The sequence below is a fragment of the Pseudomonas sp. MF6776 genome (genome assembly GCF_016613125.1).
Lineage (GTDB): Bacteria > Pseudomonadota > Gammaproteobacteria > Pseudomonadales > Pseudomonadaceae > Aquipseudomonas > Aquipseudomonas iridis.
Window position 1 is genome coordinate 288,036 of sequence record NZ_JAENSQ010000004.1, and the last position, 18,008, is coordinate 306,043.

20 protein-coding genes are annotated in these 18,008 nt (G+C 58.1%); 11 read left to right on the forward strand and 9 right to left on the reverse strand.

Annotated features, from left to right (window positions below; translation table 11 throughout):
- Positions 1–40 precede the first annotated feature (40 nt).
- Both JJD74_RS06695 and colR read right to left on the reverse strand, forming a co-directional pair.
- A complete protein-coding gene (locus JJD74_RS06695; protein ID WP_042560716.1) occupies positions 41–1,324 on the reverse strand; it encodes a sensor histidine kinase in 1,284 nt (427 codons plus the stop codon).
- Positions 1,314–1,997, reverse strand: a complete 684-nt coding sequence (colR, locus tag JJD74_RS06700) for a two-component system response regulator ColR (RefSeq protein WP_042560717.1) — start codon at positions 1,995–1,997, stop codon at positions 1,314–1,316. Before colR ends, JJD74_RS06695 begins: the two co-directional genes overlap by 11 nt.
- A gap of 218 nt (positions 1,998–2,215) precedes the next feature.
- Here colR and JJD74_RS06705 point away from each other — a divergent pair, with 218 nt between their 5' ends.
- Positions 2,216–2,959, forward strand: coding sequence for a phosphatase PAP2 family protein (locus JJD74_RS06705; protein WP_200612414.1), 744 nt, complete (start codon positions 2,216–2,218; stop codon positions 2,957–2,959).
- A 200-nt stretch (positions 2,960–3,159) separates the two neighbouring features.
- Here JJD74_RS06705 and groL read toward each other — a convergent pair whose 3' ends face one another.
- The 4 genes from groL to JJD74_RS06725 form a co-directional block, all read right to left on the reverse strand.
- Entirely contained in the window at positions 3,160–4,803 is a 1,644-nt protein-coding gene (groL, locus tag JJD74_RS06710; RefSeq protein WP_047302877.1) for a chaperonin GroEL, read from the reverse strand.
- A 50-nt stretch (positions 4,804–4,853) separates the two neighbouring features.
- A complete protein-coding gene (locus JJD74_RS06715; RefSeq protein WP_007916610.1) occupies positions 4,854–5,147 on the reverse strand; it encodes a co-chaperone GroES in 294 nt (97 codons plus the stop codon).
- Positions 5,148–5,405: 258 nt separating this feature from the next.
- Positions 5,406–5,882 (reverse strand): FxsA family protein, encoded by a 477-nt coding sequence (locus JJD74_RS06720; protein ID WP_042560720.1) that lies wholly within the window; start codon positions 5,880–5,882, stop codon positions 5,406–5,408.
- A gap of 65 nt (positions 5,883–5,947) precedes the next feature.
- Positions 5,948–6,679 carry a HugZ family pyridoxamine 5'-phosphate oxidase gene (locus JJD74_RS06725; RefSeq protein ID WP_042560721.1) on the reverse strand — a complete coding sequence of 244 codons (732 nt, stop codon included), beginning with the start codon at positions 6,677–6,679 and terminating at the stop codon, positions 5,948–5,950.
- Between the two features lie 161 nt (positions 6,680–6,840).
- Between JJD74_RS06725 and JJD74_RS06730 the strand changes: the two genes are divergently transcribed.
- Positions 6,841–7,599, forward strand: a complete 759-nt coding sequence (locus tag JJD74_RS06730; protein WP_042560722.1) for an SDR family oxidoreductase — start codon at positions 6,841–6,843, stop codon at positions 7,597–7,599.
- A 131-nt stretch (positions 7,600–7,730) separates the two neighbouring features.
- Here JJD74_RS06730 and apbC read toward each other — a convergent pair whose 3' ends face one another.
- Positions 7,731–8,825, reverse strand: coding sequence for an iron-sulfur cluster carrier protein ApbC (apbC, locus tag JJD74_RS06735; RefSeq protein WP_042560723.1), 1,095 nt, complete (start codon positions 8,823–8,825; stop codon positions 7,731–7,733).
- A gap of 133 nt (positions 8,826–8,958) precedes the next feature.
- On the opposite strand from apbC, the gene metG reads away from it, so the two are divergent.
- The 8 genes from metG to JJD74_RS06775 all read left to right on the forward strand — a co-directional run bounded on the left by metG (position 8,959) and on the right by JJD74_RS06775 (position 15,975).
- Complete coding sequence (gene metG / locus JJD74_RS06740) at positions 8,959–11,010, forward strand: methionine--tRNA ligase (RefSeq protein WP_042560724.1); 2,052 nt, start codon at positions 8,959–8,961, stop codon at positions 11,008–11,010.
- Positions 11,011–11,140: 130 nt separating this feature from the next.
- A complete protein-coding gene (locus tag JJD74_RS06745; protein WP_047302879.1) occupies positions 11,141–11,710 on the forward strand; it encodes an electron transport complex protein RnfA in 570 nt (189 codons plus the stop codon).
- A complete protein-coding gene (gene rsxB / locus JJD74_RS06750) occupies positions 11,707–12,915 on the forward strand; it encodes an electron transport complex subunit RsxB (RefSeq protein ID WP_200612417.1) in 1,209 nt (402 codons plus the stop codon). Before JJD74_RS06745 ends, rsxB begins: the two co-directional genes overlap by 4 nt.
- Entirely contained in the window at positions 12,902–13,885 is a 984-nt protein-coding gene (locus tag JJD74_RS06755; protein WP_200612420.1) for an RnfABCDGE type electron transport complex subunit D, read from the forward strand. Before rsxB ends, JJD74_RS06755 begins: the two co-directional genes overlap by 14 nt.
- Entirely contained in the window at positions 13,882–14,487 is a 606-nt protein-coding gene (locus JJD74_RS06760; RefSeq protein WP_200612422.1) for an RnfABCDGE type electron transport complex subunit G, read from the forward strand. Before JJD74_RS06755 ends, JJD74_RS06760 begins: the two co-directional genes overlap by 4 nt.
- Positions 14,484–15,065 carry an Rnf-Nqr domain containing protein gene (locus JJD74_RS06765; RefSeq protein ID WP_200612425.1) on the forward strand — a complete coding sequence of 194 codons (582 nt, stop codon included), beginning with the start codon at positions 14,484–14,486 and terminating at the stop codon, positions 15,063–15,065. The genes JJD74_RS06760 and JJD74_RS06765 overlap by 4 nt, the downstream gene beginning before the upstream one ends.
- Positions 15,062–15,700 (forward strand): endonuclease III, encoded by a 639-nt coding sequence (gene nth, locus JJD74_RS06770; RefSeq protein ID WP_047302889.1) that lies wholly within the window; start codon positions 15,062–15,064, stop codon positions 15,698–15,700. The genes JJD74_RS06765 and nth overlap by 4 nt, the downstream gene beginning before the upstream one ends.
- Before the next feature lie 107 nt (positions 15,701–15,807).
- Entirely contained in the window at positions 15,808–15,975 is a 168-nt protein-coding gene (locus tag JJD74_RS06775) for a PA3496 family putative envelope integrity protein (protein WP_200612427.1), read from the forward strand.
- Between the two features lie 90 nt (positions 15,976–16,065).
- Here the strand turns inward: JJD74_RS06775 and JJD74_RS06780 are convergent, their stop codons facing one another.
- Both JJD74_RS06780 and JJD74_RS06785 read right to left on the reverse strand, forming a co-directional pair.
- Entirely contained in the window at positions 16,066–16,692 is a 627-nt protein-coding gene (locus JJD74_RS06780; protein WP_200612429.1) for a response regulator transcription factor, read from the reverse strand.
- Positions 16,693–16,870: 178 nt separating this feature from the next.
- Positions 16,871–17,029 (reverse strand): hypothetical protein, encoded by a 159-nt coding sequence (locus JJD74_RS06785; protein ID WP_200612431.1) that lies wholly within the window; start codon positions 17,027–17,029, stop codon positions 16,871–16,873.
- A 179-nt stretch (positions 17,030–17,208) separates the two neighbouring features.
- On the opposite strand from JJD74_RS06785, the gene JJD74_RS06790 reads away from it, so the two are divergent.
- A complete protein-coding gene (locus JJD74_RS06790; RefSeq protein ID WP_200612433.1) occupies positions 17,209–17,925 on the forward strand; it encodes a hypothetical protein in 717 nt (238 codons plus the stop codon).
- The last annotated feature ends 83 nt before the right edge of the window (positions 17,926–18,008 follow it).

An 18,008-nucleotide genomic window follows, 5' to 3' on the forward strand; every position in this document is an offset into this window, starting at 1 on the left:
TACAGGATTTAGACAGGTTGACGGGAGTAGCCTGGAGCCACTATTTGCGTCCGAAATGGCCAAGATCTACCTCGAAGCGGCAACCATTAGGTTCCATCGTGCTCAGGCTGACAGTCCAGCCCTGGTTTTCGCAGATGCGTTGTACCAGTGACAAGCCCAGCCCCAGACCTTCCCCGCGCTTCTCGCTGCCACGCACGAAAGGCTCGAACATGGCCTCACGTTTCTCTTCAGGAATGCCGACGCCGGAGTCTTCGACGACAAATCCGTTGGCGGTGAGCGTCAGGCGAATGAAACCGTGCTCGGTGTAATGCAATGCATTGCGCAGCAAATTACCCATCACGGCATTCAGCAGGGTTGCGTTATAGCGGGTATCCGCTGGGTTACCGGGATCAAGGGTGAGGGTCAGTCCCTTGCGCTCGATCGGCTCGCGCCACAGGCACACCAGACTTTCTGCCACTTGCGTCAGGTTTTGCTGTGGTGCCGCCCCGGCCTCTTCATTCTGTGCGCGGGCGAGCATCAGGAAGGTCTGCACCAACTCGCGCATTTCCTCGCTGGCACGGGCAATACGCTCGACCTGAGAACGGCCGCGCTGGTCAATTCCCGGGTTTTCCAACAGCAGTTCACAGGAGCTCGCCAGCACCATCAACGGCGTGCGCAACTCGTGACTGACGTCACTGGTGAACAGACGTTCGCGGGTCAGAGCCTGGCGCAAACGCCCCAGCGTGGCATCGAACGCCACCGCCAGTTCACCGACTTCATCGGCCGCGTAGTCCGGCGCCAGCGGCGGCGCCAGACCCAGCAATTGATCCCGATGGCGAACCTGGCGTGCAAGGCGCACCACGGGCGCCATGACCTTGCGCGCAAGGACCCAGCCGAGGAATACCGCTAATGCGAGGCTGAGCACAAAGCCCACCAGCACCACGGCAAACAGCACGCGCTCACGTTCTTCGAAATCGCTTTGATCCTGCAGCAGCACATACCGCCGGCCATCAACGACTTCGACCATGGCGTGATATGACAGCTGCTCGCGGAAGACTTCGTGAAAACCCGCATCCAGATGACGCAGATCCTTGGGCAAGTCGAAGTCGCCGGGGCCACCACTGAAGTAGAACAGTTGATCCGGCTCCGGGCGATGGCTCCAGTCGGAGACATTGTCCATCAGCAACAGACGTTGCAGATCGCCGCCCAGCCCTGCCGAAATCAGTTTTTCCTCGACCAGATGCACCGTCGCGACAATGCCCATGGCGAAAGCGCCGGCAACCAGTGCGCTCATCAGCGCAAAGGCGATGATGATCCGTTGGGAAAGGCTTTGCTTAAACTCCATCACGCCCCTCGGCCAAGCGATAACCGACGCCGTGCACGGTGTGCAGCAAGGGTTTGGCAAACGGTTTATCGATCACCTGACGCAATTGGTGGACGTGGCTGCGCAGGCTGTCGCTGTCCGGGCAGTCATCACCCCACAGCGCCTCCTCGAGAATTTCCCGACGCAGCACGTGCGGGCTCTTCTGCATCAATACCGCCAGCAGTTTGAGGCCGACCGGGTTGAGCTTGAGCAGCTTGCCTTCACGGGTCACTTCCAGGGTGTCGAGGTCGTAGCTCAGATCGGCGACCTGCAAGGCACGCCGGCCGCCGCCCTGCGCACGGCGCATGACCGCTTCGATCCGCGCAGCCAGTTCTGACAAGGCGAAGGGCTTGATCAGGTAATCGTCGGCGCCGGACTTGAAGCCCTGCAAACGGTCGTCCAGTTGATCGCGAGCGGTGAGCATGATCACCGGGGTGTCACGGCGGGCGTCCTCGCGCAGGCGTTTGCACAAGGTGTAGCCGTCGATACCGGGCAGCATGATGTCGAGCACGATCAGGTCGTAGTGCTCGGTGGCCGCCAGATGCAGACCCGACAGACCGTCCTGGGCGCAATCGACGGTATAGCCCTTGAGCCCCAGGTAATCGGCCAGATTGGCCAGGATGTCGCGGTTGTCTTCGACCAATAGAATTCGCATGGGCACCTCTTGCGTACACGGTTACCGCCGTCATGGCTCGCGCAGCTTACGGCCAACGGTGGCTCAGGGCTAGGCATGTAGCGGGATGTTTATCGATAAACCGGTTGTTTGTACCGGCCAACGATTTTTTCACTTTCGGTTAACAAATCACCCACGCACGCGGGCGCAGACTGCGCGCGATTACGCCCCTCAAAACACTTGCCGACCAAGGAATTGCCATGGTGTCGACCTCTGCCCGTCCCGTTTCAAGGCCTCTGAATTTCTGGTTGTGCCTGGGCATTCCTGCCTTGGCTGCACTGGTGCTGATGCTGCTCGAACTGACCGATCTGGACATGGATCTGGCCAGGCTGTTCTACGATCCGGTTGCGGGGGACTTCATCGGCCGGCACAGCTTCTTCCTCGAAGACATCCTGCACGACCGCGCCAAGCAGGTAGTGATCGCATTTTCGGTGTTCGCCATTTTCGGTTTCATCGGCGCGTTCTTCATCAACAGGCTCAAGCCGTTCAAGCGCGAGTTGGGCTGTCTGGTGCTGTCTCTTGGGCTGGCGACTTCGTTCGTGACGCCGGTCAAAGCGGTGACGGCCGTGCAATGCCCCTGGAGCCTGGAGCAATTCGGCGGCCATGAAACCTACAGCAAACTGATGGATCATCGCCCGCCGACCGACAAGCCCGGCCGTTGCTGGCCCGGCGGTCATGCGGCCACGGGGTTCACGTTGTTTGCGCTGTTCTTCGTGTTGCGTGACCGGCGTCCGCGTCTGGCGCGACAGGCATTTATCTTTGCCTTTGCCCTGGGCTCGGTGTTCTCGATCAGCCGGATGATGCAGGGCGCGCACTTCTTTTCGCACAACGTGTGGACGGCGATTTTCTGCTGGCTGATTTGTCTGGGATCGTATTACTGGGTGCTGTATCGCCCGGCGGTGAAGGCTGAATCGGTGGTCAACACACAACCGGTCAGCGTCTGAACTGACGTCATCGCTGGCAAGCCAGCTCCCACAGGGATCTCCAGTGTTCAGAGATGCCATGAGCAGCAGTGATCACTGTGGGAGTCTGGCTTGCCAGCGATGGCCGCGCCCAGGTTTCAGGTGAACCTCAAATCAGCGGCAATAAAAAACCCCGCCTGCTTATCGCAGGCGGGGTTTTTGCGTTACGGGGTAAGGCTGGGTTACATCATGCCGCCCATGCCACCCATGGCGCCCATGTCTGGCATACCGCCGCCAGCCGGAGCGTCTACTTTTTTGTCAGCGATTGCAGCTTCGGTGGTCAGGATCAGGCCACCGATGGAAGCTGCTGCCTGCAATGCCGAACGAGTCACCTTGGTAGGGTCCAGGATGCCCATTTCGATCATGTCGCCGTACACGCCAGTTGCAGCGTTGTAACCGTAGTTACCTTTGCCGTTCTTGACCTCGTTGACCACGACGCTTGGCTCGTCGCCGGAGTTGGCAGCGATCTGGCGCAGCGGCGCTTCAACAGCGCGACGCAGTACAGCGATACCAACGTTCTGGTCAGCGTTGTCGCCGGTCAGGTTGCTCAGGGCTTCCAGAGCGCGGATCAGCGCAACGCCACCGCCAGGTACCACGCCTTCTTCAACGGCTGCGCGGGTTGCGTGCAGGGCGTCTTCAACGCGGGCTTTCTTCTCTTTCATTTCAACTTCGGAACCAGCGCCAACCTTGATTACTGCAACGCCGCCGGACAGCTTGGCCAGACGCTCTTGCAGTTTTTCACGGTCGTAGTCCGAGGAAGTTTCGGCAACCTGAGCACGGATCTGAGCAATGCGGGCTTCGATGTCGCCTGCTACGCCAGCACCGTCAACGATGATGGTGTTTTCCTTGGAAATGGTCACACGCTTGGCGCTACCGAGGTTTTCCAGGGTGGCGCTTTCCAGGCTCAGGCCGATCTCTTCGGAGATAACGGTACCGCCGGTCAGAACAGCGATGTCCTGCAGCATGGCCTTGCGACGGTCGCCGAAGCCTGGAGCCTTGACGGCTGCAACCTTGACGATGCCACGCATGTTGTTCACAACCAGAGTCGCCAAGGCTTCGCCTTCAACGTCTTCGGAAACGATCAGCAGTGGACGGCCGGCTTTGGCAACGGCTTCCAGCACTGGCAGCATTTCGCGGATGTTCGAGATTTTTTTGTCGACCAGCAGAACCAGCGGGCTCTCCAGTTCGGCAACCATGGTCTCAGGCTTGTTGACGAAGTACGGGGACAGGTAGCCACGGTCGAACTGCATGCCTTCTACAACCGACAGTTCGTTTTCCAGGCCAGTGCCTTCTTCAACGGTGATCACGCCTTCTTTACCGACTTTTTCCATGGCTTCGGCAATGATTTCGCCGATGGAGCTGTCGGAGTTGGCCGAGATGGTGCCGACCTGAGCGATGGCCTTGGTGTCAGCGCATGGCTTGGACAGGTTTTTCAGCTCAGCAACAACGGCGATGGTCGCCTTGTCGATGCCGCGCTTGAGGTCCATCGGGTTCATGCCGGCAGCGACGGCTTTGTAGCCTTCGTTGACGATGGCCTGAGCCAGCACGGTAGCGGTGGTGGTGCCGTCGCCTGCGTCATCGTTGGCACGGGAGGCAACGTCTTTGACCAGCTGCGCGCCCATGTTTTCGAAACGGTCTTCGAGTTCGATTTCTTTGGCGACGGAAACGCCGTCCTTGGTGATGGTCGGAGCGCCGAAGCTCTTCTCGATGATCACGTTACGGCCTTTCGGGCCCAGGGTCGCTTTTACCGCGTCAGCCAGGACGTTGACGCCCTTGAGCATTTTCTTACGGGCGGAATCGCCAAACAGAACTTCTTTAGCAGCCATGATCGATATTCCTTAAATACTTTGTAGTAGCGGGAAAATGGACGGGGTAATCAGCCTTCGATAACGGCGAGAATTTCGTTCTCGCTCATTACCAACAGGTCTTCGCCGTCGACTTTCACAGTGTTGCTGCCGGAGTAAGGACCGAACACAACCTTGTCGCCTTCCTTAACGGACAGTGCGCGCACTTCGCCGTTTTCCAGAGCTTTGCCCGGGCCTACAGCGAGAATCACACCGTGGTTGGCTTTTTCAGCAGCCGAACCTGGCAGGACGATACCGCCAGCGGTTTTCTTTTCTTCTTCGCTGCGACGGATTACGACGCGGTCATGCAGAGGACGAAGCTTCATTGTCGATCTCTCCTAATTGTGGTTTTCATCGGCCGGTGTATTCCCGGCGGGTTTAACAAATCCGGCCTTCGCCGGGTGCGCCTCGTCGAGCGAGACGCGGAAGTCTGACTGGCGCAAATGCCAGAAACCTTTCGGTGACCGTTACATAAGGGCGCATAAGCTTATTACAAGGGCGAACGCAGAAAATTTTTCATCGCAGCGCCCGGATGCAGCCCACATAAAAACCCGGCACCCGAGGGTGCCGTGTCGATCCAGGTGTCACTTGGTGTCGCGGTGTTCGAACTCGCCTTCGATCACGTTGGGCTCACGGCCCACCGTATCGCGTGGGGCAGGCCCGCCGCGTGGTTGCAGATCGTCAGCGAACGCACGTTGGCGCATCGCCTGATCTTCGGCGCGCTGGCGCATTTTATTGGCCAGCAGTCGACGCGTGAACGGCAGCAGCATCACCAGACCGACCACGTCGCTGATGAAGCCCGGCAGAATCAACAAACCACCGGCCAGTGCCAGCATCAGACCTTCAAGCATGGTTTGCGCAGGCAGTTCGCCGCGGTTCAGGCTTTCACGGGCACGCAGTGCAGTGGCCAGACCGGCGACGCGCAGCACGAATACCCCGAACATCGAGCCGAGAATGATCAGCAGCAGGGCCGGGAAAAACCCGATAGCCCCTGCCACTTTGACGAATACGAACAGCTCCAGCACCGGAAACAGCAGAAAGAGCAACAAAAAAGGGCGCATCTAACTTTCCTCTACGCAAGAAATGCCTTGCAGTAAGCCTTAGATGACGTCGCCCTTTCGTGAATTCAAGCGTCGGCCACTGCATTTTTTGGCCAATGCTCGGCGTGAGCCAGAGAAACCAAGGCTTCGCGCACTTGTATCGGCGTATGACATGGTGCTTGAAACGGCAACCAGTACAGCGCCTGACCGATGCGCAGGTGCATGCCTTCGGTGTCGATCCCGGCCAGTTGCGCCGGCACGGTTTTCGGCAGTCCGGCCAGATCGACGTAGTGCGCGATGGCTTTGGCGTGGTCGCTGTTCATGTGTTCGACCATGCTGATCTCGGCTTTGCCCGCGAACGGGTTGGCCAAGGTCAGTTGATCGACCCAGTGAATGGCGCCGAAACCACCGATGTAGCGATGGCGCACCGGATTCAGCACCCAGAAATCGAAATCGTGAGCCTTGTGGTAGTTCTGCGAGTCGGGGAAGTAGCGGTAATAACGCTCGGCCGCCGCTTCAATGCTGGCGGTGTCTTCAAGCTTTTGCGCTTCGGCCAGATAGGTCAGGCGACCAACGGCCTGCACGTCATCTGCCTCGCGCTCCCCCACCAGCATCGAGCATTTCGGGTCTTTTTGCAGATTGTGCGTGTGCTGGGCGATGCGGCTGATCAGGATCAACGGCCGGCCCTGCTCGTCCAGGCAATACGGCACGACGGAGCCAAAGGGAAAACCGGGCATGGATTTAGAGTGGGTCGAGAGCACTCCACGGTATTCCTTGAGAAGCAATTCTCGGGCATTCTTCGCCACTTCAACGCTCAATTTATGACTCCTTAAATAGAATCCGTCGAAAAAACGGACAGGTGCGCGGGATATGTTCCGCTCACCATCGGGCAATTCTCATGTGCAGCCAGGCCACATCGGGCGCAGATCGAGAGGCTCTCTAAAGGAAATCCACTCTGACCTGCTATCGGGGCATGCGAATGCAACTCAACGACAAAGTAATCATTATCACTGGCGGTTGCCAGGGTTTGGGCCGTTCGATGGCCGAGTATTTCGCCGGCAAAGGCGCGAAGCTGGCGCTGGTCGATCTGAACCAGGAAAAGCTCGACGACGCAGTCGCCGCCTGCAAAGCCAAAGGGGTCGAGGCCCGCAGCTACCTGTGCAACGTCGCCAATGAAGAACAGGTAGAGCACATGGTCGCGCAGGTCGCCGCCGATTTCGGCGCGATCCATGGTTTGATCAACAACGCCGGGATTCTGCGCGACGGCCTGCTACTGAAGGTCAAGGATGGCGAAATGACCAAGATGAGCCTGGCCCAATGGCAGGCGGTGATCGACGTCAACCTGACCGGCGTATTCCTCTGCACGCGCGAAGTCGCAGCAAAAATGGTCGAGCTGAAGACCGGCGGCGCAATCATCAACATCTCGTCGATATCCCGCGCAGGCAACGTTGGCCAGACCAACTATTCCGCGGCCAAGGCCGGTGTGGCAGCGGCGACCGTGACGTGGGCCAAGGAACTGGCGCGTTATGGCATTCGCGTAGCGGGCATTGCGCCGGGCTTCATCGAAACCGAGATGACCCTGGGCATGAAGCCGGAAGCGCTGGAGAAGATGACCGCGGGAATTCCGCTCAAGCGCATGGGCAAACCGGAAGAGATCGCCCATTCGGCGGCGTACATCTTCGAGAACGACTATTACACCGGTCGGATTCTGGAGATGGATGGCGGGTTGCGTATCTGACTGACACTACAAAACCAGTGTGGGAGCGAGCCTGCTCGCGAAAGCGCAGTGTCAGACAACCTCTTCGTTGACTGACACTTCCTCTTCGCGAGCAGGCTCACTCCCACAGGTTTCTCAGCGTTGCTGAATTATCAATCGTCGCTGATGGTGATGTTCGGCATCGCGGGTGTTGCCGCTTCCTGCAACACAATCCGCGCGCCAACGTGACGGGCCAGTTCCTGATAGACCATGGCAATCTGGCTGTCCGGCTCGGCGATCACCGTTGGCTTGCCGCCATCGGCCTGTTCACGGATCAGCATCGACAACGGCAGCGAGGCCAATAGCTCGACGCCATACTGCGTCGCAAGCTTCTCACCACCACCTTCACCGAACAGATGCTCGGCATGGCCGCAATTGGAGCAGATGTGCACGGCCATGTTTTCCACCACGCCCAACACCGGAATGTTGACCTTGCGGAACATTTCCACGCCTTTGCGCGCGTCGAGCAAGGCCAGATCCTGCGGTGTGGTGACGATCACAGCGCCTGCCACCGGGACTTTCTGCGCCAGGGTCAACTGAATGTCGCCGGTGCCTGGCGGCATGTCGATCACCAGATAATCGAGATCGCCCCACGCGGTTTGCGTAACCAGTTGCAGCAATGCGCCGGAGACCATCGGCCCACGCCAGACCATTGGCGTGTTGTCGTCCGTCAGGAACGCCATCGACATGACTTCGACGCCGTGGGCCTTGAGCGGCACGAACCACTTCTGATCCTTGATTTCAGGGCGAGTGCGCTCGGGAATGCCGAACATGATGCCCTGACTCGGGCCATAGATATCGGCATCGAGAATCCCGACCTTGGCGCCTTCACGGGCCAGCGCCAACGCGAGGTTGGCAGCGGTGGTCGACTTGCCGACACCGCCCTTGCCCGACGCCACGGCCACCACGTTCTTGACGTTGGCCAGCCCCGGGATCTGCGCTTGAGCCTTGTGCGCAGCGATCACCGTGTTGACCTCGACTCTGGCAATCACTACGCCGTCGAGGTTTTCGATGGCCAGTTGCAGCAATTGCGCCCAGCCGCTTTTGAACAGGCCGGCGGCGTAACCGATTTCCAGCTGCACATTGACGCGGTCACCGACGATCTCGATGTTTTTCACGCAACCGGCGCTGACCGGGTCCTGGTTCAGGTAAGGGTCGGTGTATTGGCTGAGGACGGCTTCCACCGCTGCGCGAGTGACGGCACTCATGGGCAACTCCGATAACAAGACTGGGAAAAGATGGCGAGTATCGTACCTGAATGAAACAGGTGCACAGGGTGAAAAATATGCGCCAGCGCTTTATAGTGGCCGACCTCCGTTTCATCAAGTAGCGAAGCCCCACATGTCCGAGCCACGCAAGATCCTCGTCACCAGCGCCCTGCCCTACGCCAACGGTTCGATCCACCTTGGCCACATGCTGGAATACATCCAGACCGATATGTGGGTGCGCTTCCAGAAGCATCGCGGCAATCAATGCATCTACGTCTGCGCCGACGACGCCCACGGTTCGGCGATCATGCTGCGCGCAGAAAAGGAAGGCATCACCCCGGAACAACTGATCGCCAACGTGCAGGCTGAACACAGCGCCGACTTTGCCGAATTCCTGGTTGATTTCGACAACTTCCACTCCACTCACGCCGAAGAAAACCGTGAGCTGTCGAGCCAGATCTACCTCAAGCTGCGTGACGCAGGGCACATCGCCCAACGTTCGATCACGCAATATTTCGACCCGGAAAAGAAAATGTTCCTGGCCGACCGCTTCATCAAGGGCACCTGCCCGAAATGCGGCACTGAAGACCAGTACGGCGACAACTGCGAAAAATGCGGTGCGACCTACGCACCGACTGATCTGAAGGATCCGAAGTCGGCAATCTCTGGCGCCACCCCGGTGCTCAAGGATTCCCAGCACTTCTTCTTCAAACTGCCGGACTTCCAGGAAATGCTGCAAGGCTGGACCCGCAGCGGCACCTTGCAGGACGCCGTGGCCAACAAGATCGCCGAATGGCTGGACGCCGGCCTGCAACAGTGGGACATCTCCCGCGATGCGCCGTACTTCGGGTTCGAGATCCCGGGCGAGCCGGGCAAGTATTTCTACGTATGGCTGGATGCGCCAATCGGCTACATGGCCAGCTTCAAGAATCTGTGCGACCGCACGCCGGATCTAGACTTCGACGCGTTCTGGGCCAAGGACTCCACTGCCGAGCTGTACCACTTCATCGGCAAGGACATCGTCAACTTCCACGCCCTGTTCTGGCCAGCCATGCTCGAAGGCGCCGGTTACCGCAAACCGACCGCAATCAACGTACACGGCTACCTGACCGTCAACGGCCAGAAGATGTCCAAGTCGCGCGGCACCTTTATCAAGGCCCGCACGTACCTGGATCACCTGTCGCCGGAATACCTGCGCTACTACTACGCGGCCAAACTGGGCCGTGGCGTCGACGACCTCGACCTGAACCTCGAAGACTTCGTGCAGAAGGTCAACTCCGACCTGGTCGGTAAAGTCGTCAACATCGCCAGCCGTTGCGCCGGCTTCATTCAAAAGGGCAATGCCGGCCTGCTGGTCGACAACAATGCCGCGCCGGAGCTGACCGAGGCTTTCCTCGCCGCCGCGCCAAGCATCGCCGACGCTTATGAAGCCCGCGACTTCGCCCGTGCCATGCGCGAAACCATGGCCCTGGCCGACCGCGCCAACGCCTGGATCGCCGACAAGGCACCGTGGTCGCTGAACAAGCAGGAAGGCAAACAGGATGAAGTCCAGGCGATCTGCGCCACTGGCATCAACCTGTTCCGCCAACTGGTGATCTTCCTCAAGCCGGTGCTGCCGCTGCTGGCCGCCGATGCCGAGGCGTTCCTCAACGTCGCCCCGTTGACCTGGAACGACCACACCACCCTGCTGGCCAATCATCAGCTCAACGAATTCAAGCCGTTGATGACCCGCATCGACCCGGTAAAAGTACAAGCCATGAGCGACGCCTCCAAAGAAGACCTGACCGCCAGCCAGACCGATACCGGCGTAGCCGCCCCTGCGGGCAACGGCGAGCTGGCCAAGGATCCGCTGTCGCCGGAAATCGACTTCGACGCATTCGCTGCGGTCGACCTGCGCGTTGCGCTGATCATCAAGGCAGAAGCCGTGGAAGGCGCCGATAAGCTGCTGCGCCTGACCCTGGATATCGGTGACGAGCAACGCAACGTGTTCTCCGGGATCAAGAGCGCTTATCCGGACCCATCCAAACTCGACGGTCGCCTGACCATGATGATCGCCAACCTCAAGCCGCGGAAAATGAAGTTCGGTATTTCCGAAGGCATGGTGATGGCAGCAGGCCCTGGCGGTGAGGAAATCTACCTGCTGAGCCCGGACAGCGGCGCCAAGCCAGGTCAGCGCATCAAGTAAGACTCTGCGGCAAATCGATCCCACAGGCGTGCGCGCATGCCTGTGGGATTTTTCATATCTGGCCCACTCACCGTCGCTGCCGGATAATGCCTAACCTTATGAGACATCCGCCCGTTTTGCCGGCAGCCCCATGACCGAACTCGTGCTTACGCTTATCAGTGCCGCGCTGCTCAACAACTTCGTGTTGCACTGGCCGCTGGGCGTCGATCCGCTGTTGGCGGGCAGTCGTCGGCAGGTGCATGCGCTGGGGCTGGCGACGTTGTGCCTGATGGTCATCGTCGGCGTGGTTGGCTACACAGTCTGGCACTGGCTGCTGGTACCCCTGCAACTGCAAGCGCTACGCCTGTTCGTGTTTTTGCCATTGAGCGTGTTGCTGATCGCGCCGTTGCTGAAACTCTTGGCGCGCGGGTTGCCGAACCTGCCGTTCGAGGGTTTGTGGCCGCTGTTGCTGGGCAACGCCGGCGTGCTTGGGCTGGCGCTGATCAATGCGCAGAGCGATCAAGGCCTGCTGCACGCGACAGCAATGAGCCTCGGTGCCGGGCTGGGTTTCTGGCTGGTGCTGAGTCTGTTCAGCGATTTGCGTGAGCGTACAACCGACAACGATATTCCCCTGCCCTTTCGCGGCCTGCCGATCGACCTGATCGGCGCCGGACTGATCGCAGTGATTTTTCTCGGATTCAGTGGACTGATCAAAACATGAGTCTGATTCAACGCATCGACGCCCTTCTGCCACAGACTCAGTGCGGCAAGTGCGGGCATCCAGGATGCAAACCTTACGCACAGGGCATCGTCGACGGCGAGCCGATCAACAAATGCCCGCCGGGTGGTGATGAAACCATCGCGGCGCTGGCCGAGTTGTTGAAAGTGCCGGTGCTGGAACTGGACGTCAGTCGCGGTTCGGCGCCAGCGCAAGTGGCTTACATCCGCGAAGCAGAATGCATCGGCTGCACCAAGTGCATTCAGGCCTGCCCGATTGATGCCATCGTCGGCGCGGCGAAATTGATGCACACCGTTCTGATCGACGAATGCACCGGTTGCGATCTGTGCGTGGCGCCCTGCCCGGTGGACTGCATCGAAATGCATCCCCTGCCACCGAGCACACTGCCGGTGGTCGGTGGCCTCGCGTTCAGTCTTGAAGAACAGCGCGCGCGCGCCGCCAAACGTGATCACGCCCGCCAGCGCTTTGAACGACGCAATGCCCGTCTGCAACGCGAAGAACAACACAAACAGGCTGAGCGCGAGGCGCGAGCCAAACGCGCCGCTCAATCTGAAGTGACAACGCTCGACCCGGTGCAAGCTGCACTGGAACGCGTGCGCGCACAAAAATCCGCAGGCGCCGACGCCGAACTGAAAAAAGCCAAGATCGATGTCGCGATGAGCCGTGCGCAACTGCATAAATCGCTGAAAGCCTTCGGCCATCCGCCGACCTTTGAACAGCAGTCGCAATTGATCGTATTGCAGCAGCAATTCGAAGTGGCTGAACAGGCTTTGGCCAAACTCGAAAGCAGCGGACCCGCCGCTCCGGCAGCTCCAGCGCCGGCGAAAGACGCAGACCTGAAACGGGCAAAAATTCAATTGGCCATGCGCCGCGCCGAACTGAAAAAGGCCCAGACCGCCGAAGCGCCGACCGAGCAGATTGCCACGCTGGAACAGGCGTTACGTGACGCCGAGCAAGCCCTTCACGCCGCCGAAGCGGCCAGCGATCAGCCTGTGCCTGACCTGGTGCGCGTGGAAAAACGCCCGATCGACAGCCAACTTCGTCAGTTGAAAACCGAATTGGCCTACGCCCGCGCGGACCTGAACAAACTCGAACGACGCGCTGACACCCCGGCCGAAACCCTCGACAAGGCCCGCGCCCGCCTGCAGGACGCCGAGCGCCAGGTGCAAGACCATGTCGCCCCTTGAGACACCCGACGATCGCCTGCAACAGGCGATGAGACTGGTGCTGCTTGCCATGCTGCCGGGACTGCTGAGCTTGTTGTGGTTTTACGGATGGGGCGTATTGATCAATCTGATCCTTTGCGTCACCTGCGCACTGGCGGTTGAGGCAGGCGTGGCACGCCTGCGCGGGCAAGCGTTGCAGCCGCTGCTCGGTGACGGCAGCGCACTGGTCAGCGCGACTTTGCTGGCCGTCGCGCTGCCGCCCTATTGCCCTTGGTGGCTGACGATCACGGCGACTGCCGCAGGTCTGCTGTTTGGCAAACATCTGTACGGCGGCGTGGGCAGAAACCCGTTCAATCCGGCCATGCTCGGTTTTGCCTTGATCATCGTGATGTTCCCGCAGCCAATGACCCAATGGCCGGCCCATGGCATGGCGCTGCTCGACGCCTTGCAACAGGTATTCAATCCGGGGCAGGCCCCGGACGCCTGGGTTCAGGCCACGGCCCTGGACAGCCTGCGCATCAATAAAAGCCTGACCATCGATGAATTGTTCGCCGCCAACCCGGCCTTCGGGCGCTTCGGCGGGCGAGGCATGGAATGGGTCAATCTGGCGTTTCTCGCCGGCGGGCTGTTTCTGCTGCAACGGCGAGTATTCGGCTGGCACGCGCCCGTCGGTATGCTCGCCAGCCTGTTTTTAGTCAGCCTGCTGTGCTGGAACGGCTCGGGCTCGGACTCCCACGGTTCGCCGCTGTTTCATCTGCTGAGCGGTGCCACCATGCTCGGCGCATTTTTCATCATCACCGAACCGGTATCCGGGGCAAAAAATGCGCTGGCGCGCGTGCTGTTCGGCGCCGGCGTCGGGCTGCTGACTTACCTGATCCGCACCTGGGGCGGTTACCCGGACGGCGTCGCGTTCGCGGTGCTGTTAATGAATCTCTGCGTGCCGGCACTCGAGCGTTTTGCCCTGAGCCGACAGAAACCGGTGCGCCCATGAACCGCACAAAGAGCGCACTTACGCTGCTGCTGTTGGCTTTCGTCGGCATCACGGCGACGTATCTTGTGCAACGCAGCAATGCGCCGCAGATTGCCGCCGAACAGCGTCTGCTCGACAGTCGCAAACTGCTCGACGTGCTCGCACCCGACAGCTACGACAATCAACCACTCGAACAACCGCTGGCCCTGGCGGATGTTGCCTTAAGCCACAGCACACTCACCGGTGGCTATCGCGCGAGCAAAGCCGGGCGACCGGTCGCGGTGTTGCTGCGCAGCCGCAGCAAGGGTTATGCAGGCAGCATCGAACTGCTGATTGCCATTGATGACCATGGAAAATTGCTGGGGGTAAAAACCCTCAAGCAAAATGAAACGCCCGCGCTCGGCGGACATCTGGGCGAATGGCCGAATGCATGGCTTTCGTTATTTGTCGGGAAATCGAGTGATGAGCCGACAGATGCCGGTTGGGCGCTGAAAAAGGATCAGGGGCAATTCGATCAAATGGCCGGTGCGACCATCACCTCCCGCGCGGTGATCAACGCTGTCCATGACGCTCTGCATTACTTTGACCAACATCGTGTGGCATTGCTGGGGAGCCCACCATGAACCGCACGGCGCACGTAGCGAATTCATTGATGCTCATGCTTTTGCTCGGGACGACGAGTTCGTTGGCTGGCGCGCTGGGCGCGATCTTGATGTTCGCGGTGGTAGTGGGCGCCTATGGCTTGTGCATGTCTTTTTTACGCTCGCGCCTGACGCCTGCGGCCACCTGGTCAGCAGCCCTGCTGCTCGCCGCGACGCTGACCAGTTGTGCCGAGGTTTTCGCGCAGCGCTGGTTTCTTCCGTGGCATCAGGCTTTTGGTCTGTATGCGGGATTGATTGCCTTGCAGTGCCTGGTACTCGAACACAACGGATTTTTCCGCCAGACACCGAGCGAGCGCCTCAAGCTAAGCGGTATGTTCAGCGCCTTGATGGTGATACTTGCCGTTGTGCGTGAACTCGCAGGCCAGGGTCACTTGGGCCGAGGACTGTTAGAACACTGGCAAGGTCTGGTTTTATTCAGCGAGGGCCTGCCTCTGGCAACCCTGGTTCCCGGCGCGCTGATTATGTTGGGGCTGCTGCTAGCGGCCCGTCAGGCCTGGACTCGCTCGAACTCTATCCCCAAGGAAACGCATCGCCCATGAATGCCGCAAAACGTCTTGAGATTTTCCGCCGACTGCACGAAGACAATCCCGAGCCGAAAACCGAACTGGCCTACTCCTCGCCCTTCGAATTGCTGATTGCGGTGATTCTTTCGGCGCAGTCGACCGACGTTGGCGTAAACAAGGCGACGGCCAAGCTGTACCCGGTCGCCAACACCCCGGCAGCGATCTACGCGCTGGGCGTCGAGGGGCTGTCCGAATACATCAAGACCATCGGCCTCTACAACAGCAAGGCCAAAAATGTCATCGAGACGTGCCGCTTGCTGGTCGAACGCCACAACGGTGAAGTGCCGCAAACACGTGAGGAGCTCGAAGCTTTGCCCGGTGTCGGCCGAAAGACCGCCAACGTGGTGCTCAACACGGCTTTCCGTCAGTTGACCATGGCCGTCGACACGCACATCTTCCGAGTCAGCAACCGCACGGGCATCGCTCCCGGCAAAAATGTGGTCGAGGTAGAAAACAAGCTTATGAAGTTTGTACCAAAGCAATTCCTGCTCGATTCCCACCACTGGCTGATTCTTCACGGACGCTACGTGTGTCTGGCCCGCAAGCCGCGGTGCGGCAGTTGCCGAATCGAAGACTTGTGCGAATACAAACAAAAAACATCGGACGATTGATCGTTATAGAAATAAATGAGTGATCGATTGAAAAAATCTTTTTTACCCGCCGCCGGAATGTCGATATAAGGGGCGCCAACGGCAGTCTTAGGGTGGGAGTTAATCTGATGAGTACTGATAAAGAGGAACTGGAAGTGGATGATGACCCCACGGACGACGCCGAACCCGTGGTTGAAGTCGCCAAGACCAACCTGAGCAAACGCCGCACGATCGACAACCTGCTGGAGGAGCGCCGACTACAAAAGAAGTTGGCCGATTACGACTTTGATTTCTGATATTTGAAAGCCTCCCGAAACGGAGGCTTTTTCGCTTTTGATGGCTAGCTGAATTCGATCGGCCCATGACCCCGTCAGCGACTGAAATATTCAGACAAGCCCGTTTCGCTGGGCCAGCTCGATCAGATCAACCAGTGAACGCGCATTGAGTTTCAGCAACAAGCGAGTCTTGTAGGTACTCACTGTCCTGTTACTCAAAAACATTCCATCGGCGATTTCCTTGTTGGTCTTACCCCGCGCCAACTGTTGCAGAACCATCATCTCGCGCCCGGAAAGGCGATCCACCATGTCTGCTTCACTGGCATTGCCCAGGCTGGTACGTACCGTGTGCAACGCCTGATTGGGAAAATAACTGTAGCCAGATAAAACAGCTTTTATCGCACTTAGCAATTCGGTCAAATCCTGCTGTTTGCATACATAACCCGCCGCCCCCGACTGCATGCACCGCATTGAAAAATGACCCGGCGCCTGGGAAGTCAATACCAGGACTTTAATAGGCATTGCGACCGACGTCAGTCGTGCAATTACTTCCAGACCATCAAGTTTCGGTATTCCAATATCCAGAATGACAATATCCGGCATTTGTTCGCGAGCCAGTTGTAATGCATCCACGCCGTTATCCGTTTCTGCAATGACTTCGTAGCCATGACGTTCCATCAGCATACGTACCGCAAGACGAATGACGGGGTGGTCATCCACGATCAGCACTTTATTCATGGGCAAGTCCAGTTTCGCTGTTCGAATTTTTAGAACACGCACAATAGCCCAGCCATTTGCTCTATGGCATGTCAGGTCTCTCATGCACTTGCATCGAGAGACGTCCCCTACAGCCATCGAGGAATATTCCTACAAAAAACCCGTATCACTATAAACATCCGACAAAAAAACTCTTTCATCAGTCTGCAAAACTTTCGATTTTCACTTGTAACAGTGCGCGACCAATATTTGCCGAAGAGCCGCCTCGAAAGCCGTTTTCATGACAGCCAATCGGTAGCACGGTGCGAAATGCCTGCATAACATCTGAAATATTGCGCAATTCAGAAACATCAAGCAATGACGGCAATCTCCTACAAACCTCTTGTACAAGTCAGAAAACCATAAACACTTGAAACAAGATATTTATATTCAAACAAATACTTTTGCTATACATAGAAAACACCAAACCCCAACTTACCCACAAACTAAAACATACAACCCATTCATGACGCACCACCTCAACAGGAGAGCAAGAGCATGTTAAAAATCAGAAAGAGAATTACTAATCCGATGACGGTTATCGCCATATTTGCCGCAATTTCGGAAGGCTCCGCCGCGGTATCTTTGCCATTTCTTGACAACGAAGATCGAGAGATTTACGTCTGGTTTCTTATTAGCTTCCCATTTTACTTGTTATTTCTTTTCTTCATCACTTTGAACTTCAATCACCGCACGCTTTATTCACCCTCAGATTTCGGCAAGGACAAAAGCTTTTTAAAAGTCATCGACAATGATGACCGCGACAGCAAACGGAACCCGCCGCCGCATGAGCCCGATACACAGGCGACTTTCGGGATATCAAGTCATATCGTCCCCAGCGAAGCCTCTACTGCAGGGCGCAGGGACTCGTGCAAAGTCCATAATGCATCCGACCCGCCGTCTGGCATCAGCGCGAAGCCGACCCTGAAGGTTCAATACAGCCTTCAGCTGTCCGCACCTTTCAGCAACCTGCACATCATTGATGCACGAGATATTGATGCGTCGAGAGAACTCGCCACAATTCTGGAAAGAATCCGACGAGCCGACAGGAAAACGGTGCGGATCATCATATTTCTTTCCAACCATGTGTCGGACGTTTCACTGACGAAAAGAGCGCTACTGCGGATCAGGCATGCGAAGAAAGGCTCAGGCACAACACTCTGTATTATTTACAATCTGTGTTCACAGACGGTCACACTGTTGGGAAGAGCTTGAAGATTGCGGCATTGCACCGCATGCAAATGGACAAGGAACATTGCACGAAGTGTTGGACAAAAGAATTCTGTAAAAAAAGGGCG